Source organism: Streptomyces sp. GMY02 (genome assembly GCF_019056675.1).
GTDB classification, from domain to species: Bacteria; Actinomycetota; Actinomycetes; order Streptomycetales; family Streptomycetaceae; genus Streptomyces; species Streptomyces odonnellii.
In genome coordinates, this window is the sequence record NZ_CP077658.1 from 6832676 (window position 1) to 6851315 (window position 18640).

An 18640-nucleotide genomic window follows, 5' to 3' on the forward strand; every position below is an offset into this window, starting at 1 on the left:
GTGGCCGATGGCCATTGAACGGGGGAGTTCATGCGTTTTCGTGTCCTGGGTGCGTTGGAAGTCGATAATGACGACGGCCTGGTGGAACTTGGTGGCGTAAGGCAACGATCCGCTCTCGCCTACCTGTTGCTCCACGCCAACCAGGTGGTCTCGACCAGCCAGTTACTCGGGGCCCTCTGGCCGGCCGATGACGCGCCCATGACCGCGAGGAAGATCCTTCAGAACGCGATCTGGCGGCTGCGCGGGGTCCTCGCCCGGCCGTCCTCGGGGGAGTCGGCGCCCGAGCTGCTGACCCGCAATCCCGGGTACATGCTGCGGGTACGGCCCGAGCAGGTCGACCTCCTGGTGTTCCAGCAGCGGGTCGCCGCGGGCCGGGCGGCCCTGGCCGCCGGGCGCCCGGTCGCCGCGCGCGACCTGCTGACCGAGGCGCTCGCGCTCTGGCGCGGCTCGGTGCTCGCCGATCTCGCCGAGGAGGGCACCTACTGGGCCGAGGTCGCCTCGATCCAGAAGAAGCGCCTCGATGTCATGGAGGACTGCTTCGAGGCGGAGCTGGCCTGCGGCGGCCATCAGAGCGTGCTCCATGAACTCAAGGCACTGGTCGAGGCCGAGCCCCTGCGCGAGCGCGCCTCGCGCCAGCTCATGCTCGCGCTCTACCGCTGCGGCCGGCAGGCCGACGCCCTCGCGGTGTACGGGAGGGTGCGGGAGGCCCTGGTCGACGGTCTCGGCCTGGAGCCGAGCCCCGAACTCCAGCAGCTCCAGCGGGCCGTCCTCACCCAGGACCCGGCGCTGGACCTGCGGCGCACCGCGCAGCCCGTACAGCCCTCGCAGCCCGGGCAGCCGACACAGCCCGTACAACCCGGGCAGCCGGTGGGGCCCGTGCCGGCCGCGCAGATCCCGGAGTTCACCCTGCCCTCGCCGCGTCCGGTCCCCGGCCCCGAGTCACTGCGCGCCACCGATCCGCCGCCGGCCAGTATCGCCGTACCGAGCGAGTACCACCAGGCCAGCGTGCTTCTGCTGCGCTTCGGGCTCGGACCCGAGTTCGGCACCCTGCCGCCGGAGGACGTCGACCGGGTCCTCGACGCGGTGACCCAGCTCGCCCGCGAGAAGATCGAGGCGGAGGGCGGCATCGTCGCCTCGGCGCTGGGCTCCGTCCTGCTCGGGCTCTTCGAGGACGACGAGGCCTCGGAGACCGCGGGCGCGGTGCGCGCGGTACGGGCTGCCGCGGCCGTACGCGACTGTCTGACCATCGCCGCCGCCACCCTGCACTTCGGCTCCACGGGTCAGGCGCTCTCCGCGCACGGCGCGGTGTACACCGGACAGGTCGTCGTCTGCCGCTGGCCCGGCGCCGGTGTGACCCCGCCCTGGATCGGCGGCCATCTCGTCGACGACTGCCGGGCGGCGCTGGGCTCGGTCCCCGCAGGCGAGGTCCATGTCTGCGACGCCACCCGCCGGCTGACCGAGGGTCACATCACCTATCGCGGGGGCGGCACCAACATGGCCCCCTGGGAGCTGATGGCCGTCGGGGACGGCTTCACCAACCAGTGCGGCACCTCGGCCGGCGACCGCGAGTGCGAACTCGACCTGATGCGGGCCATCCTGCTCAGAACCCGGCACCGCTCCACGCCGCACCTGGTGACCGTCCTCGGGCCGCCCGGCCGCAAGACCCGGCTGCTGCTGGAGTTCCAGCGGCTGGTGGAGACCGGCACCGCCGAGCCGGTACGCGTACTGACCGGTACGGCCGCCCCTTCGCGTGGCGGTATGTCCGCGCCGGCTCAGATGCTCGCCTCGTACGCGGGGACGGGCCCCGAGGACACCCCCGAATCCGCCTCGGCCAAGCTCGACATGGCCCTCGCGGGGCTCACCGAGGACCAGGAGACCCGGGACGCCCTGCTGGCCGCCCTGGGCCCGCTCATCCACGCGCGTGGCCCCGTACGGCGTGAAGTCCTGGGCGCCTGGCGGGACTTCCTCGCCCTGGCCGCCGCGAAGCACCCCCTCGTGGTGATCTGGGACGATCTCGACCGCGCCGACGAGCCGCTGATCGAACTGGTCGAGAAGCTGGCCGACCCGCGCGCCGATCTGCCGCTGCTGAATGTCGTCGGCGCGGACGCGCGGCTCCTCGCGCGCCGCCCCGGCTGGGCCGCGGGCCGCCCGCAGGCGATGACGATCAGCCTCGGCCCGGTCGCCGACGACGCGCTCGACCAGCTTCTCGAATGCCTGCTCATGCCGGGCCGGGCAGCAGTGGTGGCATAGCGGGCACGGAACGGGCCGCCCGGGCCGCACGGGGCGCCTGGGCGCTCCCGGCGCCCGTGAGACCGCCGGCGCGGGCCAGCGCCCGGATCACCTCCAGGCAATCCGGCGCGTCCGGCGGCAGCGTGAGCGTCGCCGACTCGATCAGCAGGGATATCGCGACCGCGTGCTGATGGGCCGCGCCCCGGGGGAACGGCGGTACGTCCCGGCCCGCCGGGCGCTCGGTCCGGCACGCGGCGGCCAGCACCTGCCGCGCCCACCGACCCACCGAGAACCGTGTCCTGTGGTGCACCAGGACACTCAGCGCGGGAACCGTCAGCAGGGTCTTCTCGAAATGGCGGAGGATCGCTCCGGAGTGCTCCGCCAGCAGGGACACGCCCGGCGCCCGCTCCGGGGCGGGACGGCGGACAGGAGGAGCACCGTCACCGGACGCCTTTGTCCGGGACGTGACCCTCGCCCGGCGGAGTCCTTCCGTGAGGGCCACGGTGAACTCCCTGCCGACGAAGGCGGCGAGTGTCGCCTCGTGCTCGAAGGGTCCCAGGGTCACCCGGGTCGGGGAGGACTCGGGGCCAGGGTGCTCGCGCTGCGTATGGCTGTTGTCCATACGAGCAGCTAACCAAGTCCCGTACACCACGGAACCACTTGCTGATCTGCACGGCGGTCATGGAACGCCCGTGACCGGCCGGTTGCCGCGGGCCGCCGGTAACGCCCGCCGCTCGTACGGCTAATGCCGCCGGTTACCGCCGGGCCCCGCCGGGCGGGAGCTCCCGGACACGGCCTAGGCCTCGCCGCCGGAGACCGCCTGGAGCGGCAGCCCGGGCGGCTCCGAGAGCCGGGTGAGGCTCAGCGTGCTGGTGCTGCGCTGCCCCACGCCCCACAGCGGGCGCTTGCCGAGCAGCTCGGGCCGCGCGCACGCCACGATCAGCAGGGCGGCGTTGGCGGCCGTCGTGGCCAGCTCCTCCACCCAGTCCAGCACCGCGTCCGAGGCGAGATGGAGATTGTCGAGACACAGGACCAGCGGCTGCTGCCTCGCCCGCATGGACAGCAGCTCCGCCCAACTGTTCATCACATGACGGGGGTGCATGGAGGGCTGCGGACGGTTCGGCACGAGCAGGTCCTGGAGCAGCCGGTCCGCCATCGGGCCGCTGCCGACCGTTCCGCGCACCAGCCGCATGAGCAGCTCGCCCTGCGAGGTGTCCGGGGGGATCGACGAGAACTCCCGCCAGGCGTCGAGCAGGGCACCGGCCAGGGTGTGCAGACTGGCCGCGCCGCTCGTGGGCGCCGAGGGCCGTAGCACCAGCACCCCGCCGGGACTCCGGGTGACCCGGTTCTCGAACTCGGCCAGCAGCCGGGACTTGCCCGCCCCAGGCTCGCCGAGGACCGTCAGCAGATACGGCACCCGGTGATGGCGGGAGTGCGCCAGCAGGCTGTTCAGGATGTCCAGTTCATGTTCCCGGGGGAACGGCACGCTCCCGGGAACACCCGCCGGAATCGCGCCCGCGACTCCACCCGGAATCCCGGCCGGCACCCCGCCCGGGACTCCGCCGAGAGCGCCCGCCGGAAGCCCCTGCGGATGGACCGCGCAGGCCTCCCGTACATCGGAGACCGTGCCCGCCTTCCCCGGCACCCGCAGATAGCGCACCTGGCTGTCCGTGCCGACCGCCGCCTTCCGGCTGACGTACACCTTCCCCGGCGGTACGTCCGAGAGCAGATGCTGTGTCGTGTCCAGCAGCGCCCCCACCACGGAGACCCCGCCGCCGGGCGCGCCCGGCACGTGCCGCACCAGCACCCCGCCCGTGGTGACCACCGAGCGGACCGCCAGATCCGGTACGTCCCCGAACCGGTCGCGTACGGCGAGCGCCGCCCGTACCGCGTCCAGGGAGGCCGACGAGGGATCGTCCCGCAGCCCGAACAGCGCCGCGGAGAGATGGCCCACCGACCCCACGACGGTGCCGCCGTGCTCCTCGATGCAGTCCGCGACCACCGTCACCGCCCGGTGCAGCGCGGCATTGAGCCGCTGCGCGTCCAGCGGGTCGTCCGGCGGGGTGCCCGTCTGGATCAGGAGTACGGACACCTCCTGGCGTCTGCTCACCGGAGCACCGTCGTCGGGCACCCGCGCCGCCGGGAGCTCGTCGTCCACCAGGACACCGGGGTCCGGGGGACCGATCACCGCGACCGGTGCGCCGGCCGGCTGGAGCGCCGCCCTGGACGGCGCCGGCGGCAGCCCGGCCGGCGCGGGCCGCGGCACCTCCGTGGCCTGTGCCACCTGCGCCACCTCGGCCGGCGCCCCGGCGGGCGCGGCGAGCGAGGGGTGGTGGTGGAGGATGTGCTGCTGGAGGGTCTGGAGGTCCCGGGAGGGTTCCAGACCGTACTCCTCGACCAGTTCGAGCCGTACCCGGCTGAACACGCTCAGCGCCTCGGCCTGCCGGCCGCAGCGGTACAGCGCGAGCATCAACTGCCCGCACAGCCGCTCGCGCAGCGGCTCGGACTCCGCCAGCGACACCAGCTCGCCGAGGACGGCGTGATGCCGTCCGCAGGCCAGCTCCGCCTCGAAGCGGTACTCCATCGCGTCGAGTCTGAGCTGCCGCAGCCGTGCCACCTCCGGCCAGTCCAGGCCCTGTTCCACCAGGTCCGACAGGACAGGCCCGCGCCACTCGTCCAGCGCCTCACGCAACAGCTCGGCCGCCAGGGCCGGTTCGCCCGCGTCGAGGAGTTTGCGGCCTTCGGCCACCCGCCGGTCGAAGCGGGAGACATCGAGGGTGTCGGGCGCCACATGCAGCATGTAGCCGGGGGACCGGGTGAGCAGTTCCGGGGCCGAGGCCCCCGGCACCTCCAGCAGCGAGTGCTGCCGCGACAGCGCCGCCCGCAGTCCGGACACCGCGTTCTGTATGATCTTCCTGGCCGTCACCGGACGGCTCTCCTGGGACCAGAGGGCGTCCAGCAGCTCGCTGGTGGCGACCACTTGATTGGCCCGTAACAGTAACTTTCCGAGCACAGCGCGCTGTTTGAAGCCGCCCAGGACCAACGTACGGTCCCGGGACTGGACTTCCAGCGGACCCAGAATCCTGAATTCCACGCCTTCTCCCCCATCGTTTGACCAACTGACAGCCTGGGGCTCGCGCTACCTGCCTCCTTGTACGGCCGCGTCCTGGACATGCGCGTGGACACCGCTCAGCACCAGCCCGGCCACGGCGTCGAGATGCTGGTCCAGAAAGAAATGACCGCCGGGGAAGACCTCCAGCTCGTATCCCGCCCGGGTGAACTCCCGCCAGCGCGCCGCGTCCTCGACCGCCACGACCGGGTCGTCCCGCCCGGCCAGCACGGTCATCGGAATGTCCAGCGGCGCACCGCCGCTCCAGCGGTACGAGGCGAGCGCCCGGTAGTCGGCGCGCAGCGCGGGCAGCGCCATCTCCACCAGCTCGGGGTCGGCGAGCACAGAGGCACCGGTCCCGCCGAGCGAGCGGACGGCGGCCAGGATCTCCTGGTCGTCGGCCAGCACATCGTGCCGGTTCGGGTACGGGGTGGGCGCCCCGCGCGCCGAGAGGAACAGCCGTACCGGGGCCGGCGCGCCCCTGGTCACCAGGGCGCGGGCGGTCTCATGGGCGAGCAGCGCGCCCATGCTGTGGCCGAAGAAGGCGTACGGCCGGCCGTCCGCCGTGCCCAGCTCCTCGGCGATCCGCTCGGCCAGCTCGACAATGCCGGCCGGCGGGGTCTCGTTCCTGCGGTCCTGACGCCCGGGGTACTGCACGGCCAGTACGTCAACACTGCCACTGTCACTGCCACCGACATCGCTGTCGGGACGGGACGACAGCAGGCGCGACAGGGGGACGTACACACTGGCGGAACCGCCGGCGTGCGGGAAACAGATCAGCCGTACTCCGCCGGACCCCGCCTCTCCGAACCGTCTGAACCACTGACTGTTCATGGTGTTCTCACTCCCGTGCGTGCGATTGAAGGTGCCCGTAGGGTTCTTGAGCGCGGGCCAGCCGGAGCGCCCGGGCCCACCAGCCGAGCCGGTCCAGCATCCGGGCGGCGGCCGTCTCCCACTCCTCCTCGTCGATGGGGCGTCCGTCGGGGCCGAACCGTTCCCAGTAGTTGTGAAAACTGACGGTCTCGCGCACTGTGACGGCGTGGACCTCGGCGAAGACCTGCCGGAGCTGGCCGACCGCGGTCAGCCCGCTGGAGGCGCCCCCGTAGGAGAGGAAGGCGACCGGCTTGGCGTGCCACTCCTCGTCGTACCAGTCGATGGCGTTCTTCAGGGAGGCCGGGAAACTCTGGTTGTACTCGGGCGTCACCACCACGAACGCGTCGGCCGCGGCCAGCCACGGCGCAAGGTCCTTGACCGCCTGCGGCTTGACCGCCGTAGGATCGGCGGACATGACATCGGGCAGCCAGGCCGTGGCCAGATCGATGACATCGACATCGACATCACGCCGTAACCGCGCGCGGGACGCCAGCCATTCCGCGGCGACCGGTCCGAACCGGCCCTTCCTGACACTGCCGATGACGATCACCAGCCGCAGCCGGTCATTCTCGGCCATCCCGTTTCCCCGCACCGGACTTCCCCCTCTTGCGGCCCTGGGTCCGGTCCCACAGTCGCGGATGGTCCTTCGGGTTTGCTTCGGGTCCGGTTCGGGGCGCCCGCCCCGCTCTTGCCGCGGGCGGCTGTGGCCCGCGAGAACTCTCGTCACTCCGTGAGGCGCCCGGGTTACTGTGAGGTCATGCGATTCGGGGTGCTGGGCCCACTGGAGGTGTGGAGCGCCGAGGGGAGGCTGGTGCCGGTTCCCGAGGTGAAGGTCCGTACGCTTCTCGCCGACCTCCTCGCCCACCACGGGGAGGTGGTGCCCACGGGACGGCTGATAGAGGACCTCTGGGGCGGCTCCGCCTACACGGCCCGTCCCACCTCATCCTTGCAGGCCAAGGTTTCGCAGTTGCGGCGGGCCCTGGAGAACGCGGAGGCGGGCGCCCGCTCCCTCATCGCCCACCAAGCGCCGGGGTACACCATCGACATACCGGCGGAAGCTCTGGACATCGGCCGTTTCCGCGCACTCGTGGCCGAGGCCCGGGGCTGCGACGAGCCCCGCGCGAAGGCCGCCGTCCTGACGGACGCCCTGTCGCTGTGGCGCGGGCCCGCGTTCGCGGACTTCGCCGACCAGCCGTTCGTACGGTCCGCCGCCGCCGCCCTGGAGGAGGAGCGGCTCGCGGCGGTGGAGGTGTACGCCGAGACCCGGCTCGAACTGGGCGAGCACAGTGTCCTGGTCGGTGAACTCACCGCGCTGGTCGACCGGTTCCCGCTCCGGGAGGGGCTGCGCGCCGTACAGATGCGTACGCTCTACCGGGCCGGACGCCCCTCCGAAGCGCTCGACAGCTACGCGGATCTGCGCCGCCGTCTCGACGAGGAACTGGGGCTGATGCCGGGGCCCGCGCTCGACGCGCTCCAGCAGGCGATTCTCCGCCACGACCCGCAACTGGCCCGGCAGGAATCCCGTGCCGATCCCGCGACCGCGGCCCGCGTCCGTACCAATCTGACCGCGTCGGTGAGCACCCTGGTGGGCAGGGACGAGGCGATGGACGAGGTGCGCTCGCTCATCTCACGGCAGCGTCTGGTGACCCTCACCGGCCCCGGCGGGGTCGGCAAGACCCGGCTGGCCGCCGCCACCGTCAACGGACTCAGCGCCGAATTCCCGGACGGGGCCTGGCTGGTGGAGCTGGCGGGCGCCTGCGCCCCGGAGCGCGCCATGGGTTCGGAGCCGCTCGCCGAGCGGATCATGGCGGTCCTGGGAATCAGGGAGTCCGCCTTCGACAGCCGCGCCGCGGGAGCCACCCAGCGCCTCGCGGACGTCCTCGCCTCCCAGCGGCTGGTGCTCGTCCTGGACAGTTGCGAGTACGCGATCGACGATGTGGCGCGCCTCGCCGGGCCGTTGCTCGACGGCGCTCCCGGTCTCCATATCCTCGCCACCAGCCAGGAGCCGTTGCGGATCAGTGGTGAGACGGTGTGGCCGGTGCCCTCGCTCGGGCTGCCGCTGCCGGGCGAGGACCGGCTCGACGCCGTGCTCGCGTCCAGCGCGGTACGGCTGTTCGTCGACCGGGTACGCGCCACCGACCCGGACTTCTCGCCCGACACCCCCACCGTCCGCAGGATCGCCGAGATATGCCGGCGTCTGGACGGCATCCCGCTCGCCCTGGAACTGGCGGCCACCCGGGTCAGGGCGCTGGGCGTGGACGAGCTGTACGACCGGCTCGACGACCGGTTCCGCATACTGACCAGCGGATACCGCGACGCACCCCACCGCCACCGCACCCTCCAGGCCACCATCGACTGGAGCTGGAGCCTGCTGGACACCCGTGAACAGACCGTCCTGCGCAGGCTGTCGGTGTTCGCCGAGGGCTGCGATCTGGAGGCGGCAGAACAGGTCTGCTCGGGCCCGGGAATGCCGGGCGAGGATGTCGTCGACGCGCTCGCCGTCCTCGTGGACCGCTCCCTGGCACTCAGGAGCGACAGTCCGGCGGGGGCGCGCTACCGGATCCTCGAATCCGTCGCCGCGTACGGGCAGCAGCGGCTCGGCGAGTGCGGCGAGTCCGCCGGGCTGGCCGCCCGCCATCTGCGCTACTACACCGAACTGGCCGAGCGTGCCCAGCCCCATCTCCACGGCCGTGACCAGCGCCGCTGGCTGCGCCGCCTGGACGGGGAGGCGGCCAACTTCCAGCGCGCCCTTGAGGAGGCCAGGCGCAACAACGACGCCCACCGCGCGCTGCGCCTGTCCAACGCGCTGAGCTGGTACCGGTTCCTGCGCGGCAGGCTCGGCGAGGCCCGCAGAGCGCTGGCCACCGCGCTGGCCATCGAGGGCGAGCTGACCGAGGACAAGGTGACCCCCACCGAGCAGGCCGAGGCCGCCTCGTGGCACGCCGGCTTCTCGATGCTGCTGGGCGAGGGCGCCTCGGACACCGGGTCCGCCAAGGGCGAGAGCGGCGAGGCGGAGCGCGAGGTGGGGCAGGTCAGGGCCGAGTGGTTCCTCGGCTCCGCCCACTGGAGCGCGGGTGTCCTGTCCGCCGGGGAGGACGGCGTACAGCGCGCACTCCGGAACTTCCGTGCGCTGCGGGACAGTTGGGGGACCGCCGCCGCGCTGAGCAGCCGTGCCGCGCTGGCCCTGGCCCGGGGCGATCTGGACGCCCTGCGTGACAACGCCCTCGAAGCACGCGCGCAGTTCACCGAACTCGGCGAGCAGTGGGGGCAGTTGAAGGCCGCCGAGGTGCTGAGCGTACTGGCCGAGATCAACGGGAGCTACGAACAGGCCGAGCAGCTCCACCGTGAGGGCCTGCGGATCGCGGAGGCGCTCGAACTGTGGCCCGAGGTGTCCCGTCAGCTCTCCGGGCTCGGCCGGATCGCCATCCTCGAACGGCGTTACCGGGAGGCGGAGGACTTCCACACCCGCGCCCAGCGCCTCGCCGTCGAGCAGGGCAACCGGCCGGCCGAGCAGTTCGCGGCCCTCGGCCTGGCTCTCGGTGCCCGGCGCGAGGGCAATCTGGAGGTCGCGGAGGCCCGGCTGCGCCCCTGGCTCACCTGGAACCGCAGCCGCTATGACGCCCCGGGGCTGGCTCTCGTACTTGCCGAACTGGGCTTCATCGCGGAGCAACGCGGCGACGCCGCACAGGCGCTGACGCTGCATCAGGACGGCCTTGCCACCGCGATGTCCACCGGCGACCCCCGAGCGGTCGCGCTGGCCCTGGAAGGGCTCGCCGGCGCACATTCACTGGCCGGTCTCTGGGGCAGGGCGGCCCGGCTGCTGGGCACGGCCGCCGCCACCCGAAGGCGGGCCGGGGCCCCGCAGCCGCCCGCCGAGCAGGCCGATGTGGAGCGCATCGCCGCGCGCCTGCGGGGTGTGCTGGGCGAGGAGGCGTACGCGGCGGAGTTCTCGGCGGGGGAGCGGACGGACCATGTGACCCAGGCGGCCACGGAGACGGAGCAGCCCCCGTCCCCGAAGGGCCTCTGACGGCACGTCAGGCGACTTTGAATGCCCGACTCGGGCTCGGCGGTGGTTGTGAACACCCGGCGATGAGCGGGCGGTTACCGGCCGATGGCCGGCCGGTCCCCGCACGGGCGGTCACCGGCCGGACGGTGGCTCAGGAGGCCTGGGACTCGAACTCCAGGCGCCGGTCGTACTCGCTGCGCGCGACCGCGATCTCGTGCTGATGCGCCTCCGTCCACGCCACCAGGGCCTGGATGGTGTCGTGAAGCGTCGCCCCGAGAGGCGTGAGCTCGTAGTCCACCCGCGGAGGCACGACCGGGTGTACGGTCCGGCGGACAAGTCCGTCACGTTCGAGCTGACGAAGGGTCACCGTCAGCATCCGCTGGCTGATGCCCTCGATCCTGTGGCGCAGTTCCGTGAAGCGCAGGGTCCGCCGTTCCAGCAGCGCTATGACCAGCAGCGACCACTTGTCGGCGACGCGGTCGAGGATCTGCCGTACCTCGCAGCCTTCGCGCGTGTCCCACTGAAGGATGTCGTAGTCCCCATCGGTACCCGTGCAGTGCGTCGGTGACTTTAAAGTGCCTTCTTCCATGGCCAGTCAGCTTGCCCGATGATTCCGAGAGTTACAAGTGGGAACCGGCAGGCTCTCGCGTAACCCGACTGTGCGCCCAGGGAACCGCAATTGCTTCCCCGGGCGCTTCACCTGCGCCGGACAAGAGCGCGGGCGGATTCCCTTTCATCATTCCTGCGTGTTTCAAGGAGACATCCTGTGTCCACAGTGCAAAACCCGTCGGGCAGCGGCACCGACCGCATGAGCGGGCGCGCTTGGGGCGTGCTGTTCGTGCTGTGCGGCGCGATCTTCCTGGAGGGCATCGATGTCGCGATGCTCAATGTGGCCCTTCCGTCGATCCGTGAGGATCTGGGCATGTCCACGGGCATGCTCCAGTGGGTCATGAGTGCCTATGTGCTCGGTTACGGCGGCTTCATGCTGCTCGGCGGCCGGGCCGCGGACCTGTTCGGACGCCGTCAGATGTTCGTCTTCTGGCTGGTGGTCTTCCTGCTCTTCTCCGGCCTCGGCGGTTTCGCCACCGAGGGCTGGATGCTGATCGTCGCCCGGTTCGTGACCGGTGTCGCGGCGGCCTTCATGACCCCGGCCGGTCTGTCGATCATCACCACCAGCTTCGAGGAGGGCCCCAAGCGCAACAAGGCCCTGCTCGTCTACTCGGGCACCGCCGCCGGCGGTTTCTCCATCGGTCTGGTCGTCGGCGGTCTGCTGGCCGCGGTCAACTGGCGCTGGGTGTTCTTCGCCCCGGTGATCCTGTCGTTCCTGATCCTGATCACCGCCCTCGCCCTCATCCCCAAGTCGGCCCGCCCCAGCCGCGACGGCCAGCCCGTCGACCTCGGCGGCGCGATCACCGTCACCGGCGCGATCCTGCTGCTGGTGTTCTCCGTCGAGCGCGCCACGCATGTGGCGGTCTCCTGGACGGTCGGTACGGTCGCCGCCAGCCTGGTGCTGTTCCTCGCCTTCGTCGCCATCGAGCGCAGGTCGTCCTCGCCGCTGGTCCGGCTGGGCATCTTCGCCAACTCCAAGCTCGTCCGCTCCAACATCGCCGCGCTCCTGTTCGCGGCCGGCTTCTTCGGCTTCCAGTTCATCGTCGTCCTGTACCTCCAGGAACTGCGCAACTGGTCGACCCTCGAGACCAGCTTCGCGATGATCGTGATCGGTATCGACGCGATCCTGTCGCCGACCCTGACGCCCAAGCTGGTCGAGAAGTTCGGCAACGCCCGGGTGATCTTCGGCGGTCTGATCCTGGCGTCGCTGTCGTACGCGCTGTTCCTGCCGGTCGGGCCGGACTGGACGTACGCGATGATGTTCCCGAGCCTGATCGTCCTCGGTCTGGCGTTCTCCCTGGCGTACGGTCCGCTCACCATCGTCGGCACCGAGGGCATCGACGAGGAGGAGCAGGGCGTCGCGGGCGGTCTGCTCTACACCTCCTTCCAGTTCGGCGCCGCCCTGGGGCTCTCCTCGGTGGCCGCGGTCAATATCGCCGCCACGGACGGCTCGTCGCCCGCCGCGCAGCTCGACGGGTACCAGGCCGCCCTGGTCGTACCGCTGGTCGCGGCCCTGCTGGCCACACTGATCAGCGCCTTCGGACTGCGTGACCGCTCCGGTGTCGCCGACAAGTCCGTCCCCGAGGCCGCGCCCGTCTCGTAGCGCGCCTGCACAACCCGAGACACCGCCCCGCGCGGTGCTCCCCGAACGCGACGCCCTGGCCGCAATTCCCCCGCCGGCCAGGGCGTCGCTTTTTCATGTCCGGCTCCGGTACGGGACCGCTGTGCCCGGCGCCAATTGGTGCGCGATTGGCAGTGGATTGGGCGTGGATTGGGCGAGGATTGGCGAAGACTTACTGATTACCGGTAGGAGACCGCGCCTCCGAGAGAATGTCGGTGCGCGCCGGAATCGAGGTCGATTGCTTTCGGTTGCTTCCGCCCAGTTGCGTTGCGGTCTGAACCGCGCGGCGCGTATTGACCCATTCGCATAAACGGTCCAGGGCCGCTGCCCGGCGGCGGTCCGGGCCCCTCCCACCTCCCCCGGGTGGGACGAGACTGCTCAGGAGGCAGAATGACTACGACGGACAGCGCCGTCGCCGCGGTTCTCGACGAGGTGACCGGTCTGGCCGCGACGCTTCGGGAGAGCGGTCCCGAGGCCGAGGAGCGCCGTTGGATCCCGGAAGCCAATATCGAACTGCTCGACAAGGCCGGCGTGTTCCGCCTGTCGGTGCCGCGCCGCTTCGGCGGACTCGAGGCGCCGCTCGCCGACCAGATCAGGATCCTGACCGAGATTTCCCGCGCCGACACGGCGACCGGCTGGGTGGCGATGATCTGGGTGTCCAGTTCATGGGTTCCCAGCCAGTTCTCCGACCAGGCGCAGGAGGAGGTGTACGCGGGCGGCTCCGCCCGGGTCTCCACCGGCTTCACCCCCACGGGCACCCTCACCCCCACCGAGGGCGGTTACACCCTCAACGGCTCCTGGAAGTGGATCTCCGGTTCCCGGGGTGCCAACTGGGCGCTTCTGTCGGCCCTGCTCACCGGCCCGGACGGGACCCCGGCCCCGTTCGCGGCCCTGGTGCCGTTCTCCGAGCTGAGCATCGCCGACGACTGGCACACCTCGTCCGCGGCCGGCACCGGCAGCTCCACCGTCACCGCCGAGAACGTGACCGTGCCCGCCCACCGGGTGGCGTTCCTGATCGACATCCTCAACGGCGCGACCGGTGACCGTTCCAACACCGGTGCCACCGGCCGTAATTACCCGTTCATTCCCTTCTTCATGGCCCAGGGCGCCTCGGCGTACATCGGGATCGCCAAGGGTGCCTTCGACCTGTTCCTGGACCGGCTGCCGGGCCGCGGTATCACGTACACCTCGTGGACCGACCAGAGCCAGTCGCCGGTCACCCAGATCCAGGTCGCCACGGCCGCCAACAAGATCGCGGCGGCCGAGGGGCTCCAGGAGGGCTGGCTGAGCCTGATCCAGCGGCACGCCGACGCCGGCACCCAGCCGTCGGTCGAGGAGCGGGCCGCCGTGCGCGGCAAGGCGGCGTACGCCATCCAGCTCGCCAAGGAGGCCGTGGACGAGCTGTTCGAGGCCAGCGGCGCCTCGGTCATCATGCGCGATGTGCCGTTCCAGCGCTTCCACCGGGACATCCGGGGGCTCGCGCTGCACGCGCTGTTCGCGTTCAACTCCAACCAGGAAGTGCACGGGCGCTCCATTCTGGGCCTCGCCCCCGACACGCCCTTCCTGTGAGCCGCTGACCCGCGCCGCGGGCCGGTTTTCCGGCAGAACCACGTCGTCCAGGCCACCCGCCGAGCAGGCGGGCGGGTGGCCCGGACGTGCGTATCTCTGTCATGCCCACAACAAGTTTCCGATCCTCGTACATCCACGGCTGGGAAGGACTCCGCTGCTATGACCGACAAGACCGTTCTCGTCCTGGGAGGGACCGGCAAGACCGGCCGCCGTCTGGTGAGCCGGCTCCAGGAGCGCGGCGCGCACGTCCGTGCCGCGAGCAGGTCCGGCCAGGTACGTTTCGACTGGGACGACCGGAACACCTGGGAACCCGCGCTCCAGGGCGCCGACGCCGCCTATCTGGTCGACATGCAGGACAAGCCCGGCGCCTGGGACGCGGAGACCAACATCCGTGAGCTCGCCAAGTTCGCCGTGGAGTCCAAGGTGCGCCGGCTGGTGCTGCTCCAGGCGCGGGTGACCGAGCCGGTGGGCGGCAAGTCCCTGATCGCCGGCGAGGAGGCGGTCAAGGCGTCCGGCGCCGAGTGGACCGTGCTGCGCCCCAACTGGTTCAACCAGAACTTCGACGAGGGCGTCCTGCTGGACGGCGTCAAGGACGGTGAGCTGCGGCTTCCCGCGGGCGACGGTCTGGAGCCCTTCGTGGACGCGGGCGATGTCGCCGCGGTCGCCGCCGTCGCGCTCCTGGACGACGGGCACGCCGGGGAGACCTACGAGCTGAGCGGTCCGCGCGCGATCGGTCTCGGCGAGGCGGCCGACGCGATCAGCGCCGCCATCGGCCGGACCGTCCGCTATGTCCATGTCGACCACAAGGACTACGTCGACGAACTCGTCCAGTACGAGGTCCCCGCCGACTACGCCCTCTTCGTCGCCGATCTCGTCGCGCAGATCCGCGACAACAAGAACGCCGTCCCCACCGACACCGTGCGCCGGGTCCTGGGGCGTGAACCGCGCGACTTCGCCGACTTCGTGGCCGACGCGGCGGCCCGCGGCGCCTGGAACGTCTGAGCCCGGGCAGTCAGTTCCCGTCCGCGGGGTGGAATCTTTCGCATTCCACGGTATGGCGAGGGTGAGTAGGTGACTTCAAAGTGCCCTCTTCCAGGACCCTTGTGGCCGATGCATGCTGGTTTCGGTGTGACCTTCTACGGATCACCTTTCAGTTCAGGTTAATTGCTAGCGGACAGGAGCCCGCATGGCCGCCAAGGTCGACTCGTTTTCCGAGCTCGCGGACAAATTCTTCGAATACATCAAAGACATTCGCTACTGCACGATGATTACGGTGGACAAGAAGTCCCGCCCGCGTGCCCGGGTGCTGCTGCCGATCTGGGAGGTCGTGGACGGTAATCCGGTCGGCTGGCTCGCCGCCTACAAGACCCCGGTGAAGGTCGCCCACCTGGCCAACAACCCGCACACCACCTACGCGTACTGGAGCCCGCGCCAGAACGCGGTCTATGTCGACAGTGTCTCCACCTGGGCGGAGGACATGGAGACCAAGACATACGCCTGGGAGCTGTACCAGAAGGGCAGCCCGCCCGGTGTGGGATACGACCCGTACAACTTCTGGCGCGGCGGCCCCGCCGACCCGCAGTACCACGTCCTGCGGATCGACCCCTGGCGCGTACAGGTGCTCCGGGGCACCGACCTGAGCAGCCGTATCTGGACGAAGCCGGAGGACGAGAAGAGCTGACCGCTCAGGCCGCCGGGCAGGTGTGGTTCTCCAGCCGGGTCGCGGCGGCCTGATACTGCTTCTCGACGAAACCCTTGCGGTACTGGCTGCCCCACGGGTACTCCTCGCGGTGGCCGCACCGTTCGCAGACCAGTTCCGGCATGCCCTCGGGGCGGGGCTCGACGAGCTCCACCGCGTGCTTGGTGGCTCCCGGCCAGCCCGCGCCGTGCCCGGTGACACCTGTGTCGTACATGGTGGCCAGCATGCAGACCCAGCCGACGACGGCGCCCGCCAGGATGCCCGTCACCGTGAGGGCGATCCGCACGGGACCGGCGTCCGTCACGTTGATCAGGCCGGTCAGGCTGACGAGCAGAACCACGAGCCCGGCATACGCACCGGCCCGCCGGCGGGCCTGCCTGCGGCGGGTCGCCTCCACACTGTGAATGGCGTAGCGCAGCGACTGGTTGCACACCTCGCACCGGACCGTGCGGTGAAGGGCCGGGCTCCCGTCGTCCGGCCTCTTCACCACCCACTTCTGGCTCTTGTAGTCCCAGGAGACGGTGCTGTTGCCCGAGGGTCGGCCCCAGAAGTTCATCCGGTGTGAGACCGTCGCCTCCTGTCTCTGTCCGATCGCCTTCGGCATTCCGAACTCCCCCAGATCCATTGGCAGTTGGTTCAGGCTCAGGGAGGCATTTTGGACAGGCGAACGAGAGGCGGTCAAGGAGAGGCGCTCATGGCGACCCCGGGACCGTGTACGGCTTCGAACCGCTGCCCCGGCCGGCGGCTCACCCCTTGACGACCTCCGCGTACTGTCCCAGGAAACGCGGGCCGTCCTTGTCCACGCGGTACAGGAACAGCCCCCGCTCCGGTTCGAACTCCTGTGACGGGGGCCGGAATTCCACCGTTTTGGCGAGCCCGCGGTACGTGACCGACCGCAGCCCCCGGACCAGCGCGCCACGCTCCGCCGTCCGCTCCCCGTCCCCGGCGAGCCCCTCGGCGAGGAAGAACACGGCGTCGTACGCCTCCATGGCGTACCGCTCGACCCGGCGCACACGGAAGCGCTTGAGATACGACGTCACGAAGGCGTCCGCGCCCGGCAGTTCGGCCGGGTCGACATACGTCGCGCTGAACACCCACCCTTCGGCCGCGTCGCCCGCCTCGCTCAGAAACGCCTTCTCAAGCACCGGCTGAGTGGCGAGACAGATCCCCGTGAAGCCCGCCGCACGCAGGGCCCGGGCGCACCGCGCCGCGCGACGGGGCGACGTACCCCCGTACACCACGGCCTCCGCCCGCCCCGCGAGCACCGCCGCCGCGAGAGGTGCAAAATCCTCCGAGCCGGCCGGGACGGCATGTGTGCTGACCGAGCCCTGCGACGGCGGATTGGCCGCGACGTTCTTCGCCGTCATCCAGCTCCCCATCGGGGTCGCCCGGTCATCGACGACCGCTGTTCTGCGCACCGCGCCGACGTCGGTGAGATAGCGGACCAGCGGCGCCCAGAGGATGTTGTCGGCGGGCCTGAGCTGGAAGAGGACCCGATTGCCGGCCGTGGTGAAGGCATCCGTCCCCGGCGACAGCGCCAGCATCGGCAACAGAGCCTTCTCGTACACCGGCGCGGCCGACTCGGTCTCGGCGTCACCGGTCGGGCCGATGACCGCGTACACCGTCCGGTCGGCGGCGAAGGCGGCCGCAACTTCGCGTGCCCTCCTGGTGTCCCCGCGGTCGTCCCGTACCGTCAGGGCGAGGTCGAAACCCCGGTCCGCGCGCGCGTTGAACGCGTCCACCGCGAGCCGGGCGCCGCGCTCCTGCGCCGTACCGTCCGGACCGCGCCGTCCGGACAGATCCCCGTGCAGACCGATGACATAACGCGGCCGGTTGCCGGAGGGCGGTGCGGAGCCCACGGTGCCGCCGTCCCGGAGGGCGTTCCAGACGGCGAGTCCGCCGCCGACGGCGACAACTCCCGCCGCCGACCCCAGCGTCAGCAGCCGACGGCGCGAGAGGGAGGACCGCTCCGGTGCGATCTCCTGTGCGGGCGCGGTCGCGGGCGCAGGAGCGGGCAGCGGCTCGGGATCCGGCATTGTCAGCACCCGCGCGGAGTGTTCGGCGATCAGCCTCGGCAGTTCCGCGGGCAGCCAGGGCCCGTCGTCCACCGGAGCCAGCGCCCCGCGCAGTTCGTCGGCAGTCGGCCGGTCCGCCGGATCCTTCGCGAGGCACGCGGTGAGCAACTCCACGAGTACGAGCGGGACTTTGGCCAGATCCGGTGCCTCGTGAACCGTACGGAACAGTACGGCCGGCGCCGAGCCCGTACCGAACGGACGGGCGCCCGTTGCCGCATATACCAGAACACAGCCCAGCGAGAAGACATCGCTCGGCGGCCCGATGTCCGCCCGGCTCTGCGCCTGCTCCGGCGAGAGGAAGCCGGGGGAGCCGATCACCACCCCGCTCGCGGTCAGCGCGGTCGAGCCCGACGAGCGCGCGATCCCGAAGTCGATCAGCCGGGGGCCGTCCAGCGCGAGCAGGACATTGCCCGGCTTGACATCCCGGTGCACCAGACCGGCGCTGTGCACCTCCGTCAGCGCCTCGGCCAGCCGCGCGCCCAGGACCCGTACACCGCGCACCGGCAGCGGGCCATGGAGCCGGACGGCGTCGGCCAGTGAGGGCCCCGGTACGAAGGCCGTCGCCAGCCAGGGTTCGGGCGCCTCGGGAGCGGCGTCCCTGACCGGCACCAGCCAGGGCCCACCGAGCCGGGCCGCGGCCTCCGCCTCGCGCCGGAACCGTACACGGAAGTCCGCGTCGTCCGCGTACTCCGCGCGGATCACCTTCAGCGCGACCAGCGTGCCGCCCGTGGAACGCGCCAGATACACCACGCCCATACCGCCCGCCCCGAGCCGCCCGAGCAGCAGGAAACCACCGACGGACCGCGGATCGTCCCTGCGGAGCGGCTGCACCGCGCCCATGAGGTGGCGG

Annotated in this window: 13 protein-coding genes; 6 read left to right on the top strand and 7 right to left on the bottom strand. The window is 71.2% G+C overall.

The window, feature by feature from the left end; all coding sequences use genetic code 11:
- Nucleotides 1–30 precede the first annotated feature (30 nt).
- Complete coding sequence (locus tag KQY30_RS29035) at nucleotides 31–2250, top strand: BTAD domain-containing putative transcriptional regulator (protein ID WP_217309434.1); 2220 nt, start codon at nucleotides 31–33, stop codon at nucleotides 2248–2250.
- Here KQY30_RS29035 and KQY30_RS29040 read toward each other — a convergent pair.
- The 4 genes from KQY30_RS29040 to KQY30_RS29055 form a co-directional block, all read right to left on the bottom strand.
- Nucleotides 2219–2851 (bottom strand): hypothetical protein, encoded by a 633-nt coding sequence (locus tag KQY30_RS29040; RefSeq protein WP_217309435.1) that lies wholly within the window; start codon nucleotides 2849–2851, stop codon nucleotides 2219–2221. The two genes, KQY30_RS29035 and KQY30_RS29040, sit on opposite strands and share 32 nt — an antisense overlap.
- Nucleotides 2852–3025: 174 nt before the next feature.
- On the bottom strand, nucleotides 3026–5323 hold the full coding sequence (locus tag KQY30_RS29045) for a BTAD domain-containing putative transcriptional regulator (RefSeq protein WP_217309436.1): 2298 nt from the start codon (nucleotides 5321–5323) through the stop codon (nucleotides 3026–3028).
- A gap of 45 nt (nucleotides 5324–5368) precedes the next feature.
- Nucleotides 5369–6172, bottom strand: coding sequence for a thioesterase II family protein (locus tag KQY30_RS29050; protein WP_217309437.1), 804 nt, complete (start codon nucleotides 6170–6172; stop codon nucleotides 5369–5371).
- A 7-nt stretch (nucleotides 6173–6179) separates the two neighbouring features.
- Nucleotides 6180–6788 carry an NADPH-dependent FMN reductase gene (locus KQY30_RS29055; RefSeq protein ID WP_217309438.1) on the bottom strand — a complete coding sequence of 203 codons (609 nt, stop codon included), beginning with the start codon at nucleotides 6786–6788 and terminating at the stop codon, nucleotides 6180–6182.
- A 180-nt stretch (nucleotides 6789–6968) separates the two neighbouring features.
- On the opposite strand from KQY30_RS29055, the gene KQY30_RS29060 reads away from it, so the two are divergent.
- Nucleotides 6969–10238: a BTAD domain-containing putative transcriptional regulator gene (locus tag KQY30_RS29060; RefSeq protein ID WP_217309439.1), complete on the top strand. Its 3270-nt coding sequence runs from the start codon at nucleotides 6969–6971 to the stop codon at nucleotides 10236–10238.
- Between the two features lie 130 nt (nucleotides 10239–10368).
- Here KQY30_RS29060 and KQY30_RS29065 read toward each other — a convergent pair whose 3' ends face one another.
- Nucleotides 10369–10806 (bottom strand): helix-turn-helix domain-containing protein, encoded by a 438-nt coding sequence (locus tag KQY30_RS29065; protein ID WP_046496921.1) that lies wholly within the window; start codon nucleotides 10804–10806, stop codon nucleotides 10369–10371.
- A gap of 219 nt (nucleotides 10807–11025) precedes the next feature.
- Between KQY30_RS29065 and KQY30_RS29070 the strand changes: the two genes are divergently transcribed.
- The 4 genes from KQY30_RS29070 to KQY30_RS29085 all read left to right on the top strand — a co-directional run bounded on the left by KQY30_RS29070 (nucleotide 11026) and on the right by KQY30_RS29085 (nucleotide 15697).
- On the top strand, nucleotides 11026–12429 hold the full coding sequence (locus KQY30_RS29070; protein WP_217311386.1) for an MFS transporter: 1404 nt from the start codon (nucleotides 11026–11028) through the stop codon (nucleotides 12427–12429).
- Nucleotides 12430–12837: 408 nt separating this feature from the next.
- Entirely contained in the window at nucleotides 12838–14016 is a 1179-nt protein-coding gene (locus KQY30_RS29075) for an acyl-CoA dehydrogenase family protein (protein WP_217309440.1), read from the top strand.
- 159 nt (nucleotides 14017–14175) lie between these two features.
- Nucleotides 14176–15018 carry an NAD(P)H-binding protein gene (locus tag KQY30_RS29080; protein WP_217309441.1) on the top strand — a complete coding sequence of 281 codons (843 nt, stop codon included), beginning with the start codon at nucleotides 14176–14178 and terminating at the stop codon, nucleotides 15016–15018.
- Nucleotides 15019–15202: 184 nt separating this feature from the next.
- Nucleotides 15203–15697: a pyridoxamine 5'-phosphate oxidase family protein gene (locus KQY30_RS29085; RefSeq protein WP_217309442.1), complete on the top strand. Its 495-nt coding sequence runs from the start codon at nucleotides 15203–15205 to the stop codon at nucleotides 15695–15697.
- Between the two features lie 4 nt (nucleotides 15698–15701).
- Here KQY30_RS29085 and KQY30_RS29090 read toward each other — a convergent pair whose 3' ends face one another.
- The gene (locus KQY30_RS29090) at nucleotides 15702–16319 is read right to left on the bottom strand and encodes a hypothetical protein (RefSeq protein ID WP_217309443.1); all 618 of its coding nucleotides are present in this window, start codon (nucleotides 16317–16319) and stop codon (nucleotides 15702–15704) included.
- A 142-nt stretch (nucleotides 16320–16461) separates the two neighbouring features.
- Nucleotides 16462–18630, bottom strand: coding sequence for a bifunctional serine/threonine-protein kinase/ABC transporter substrate-binding protein (locus tag KQY30_RS29095; protein WP_367997449.1), 2169 nt, complete (start codon nucleotides 18628–18630; stop codon nucleotides 16462–16464).
- Nucleotides 18631–18640: the final 10 nt, after the last annotated feature.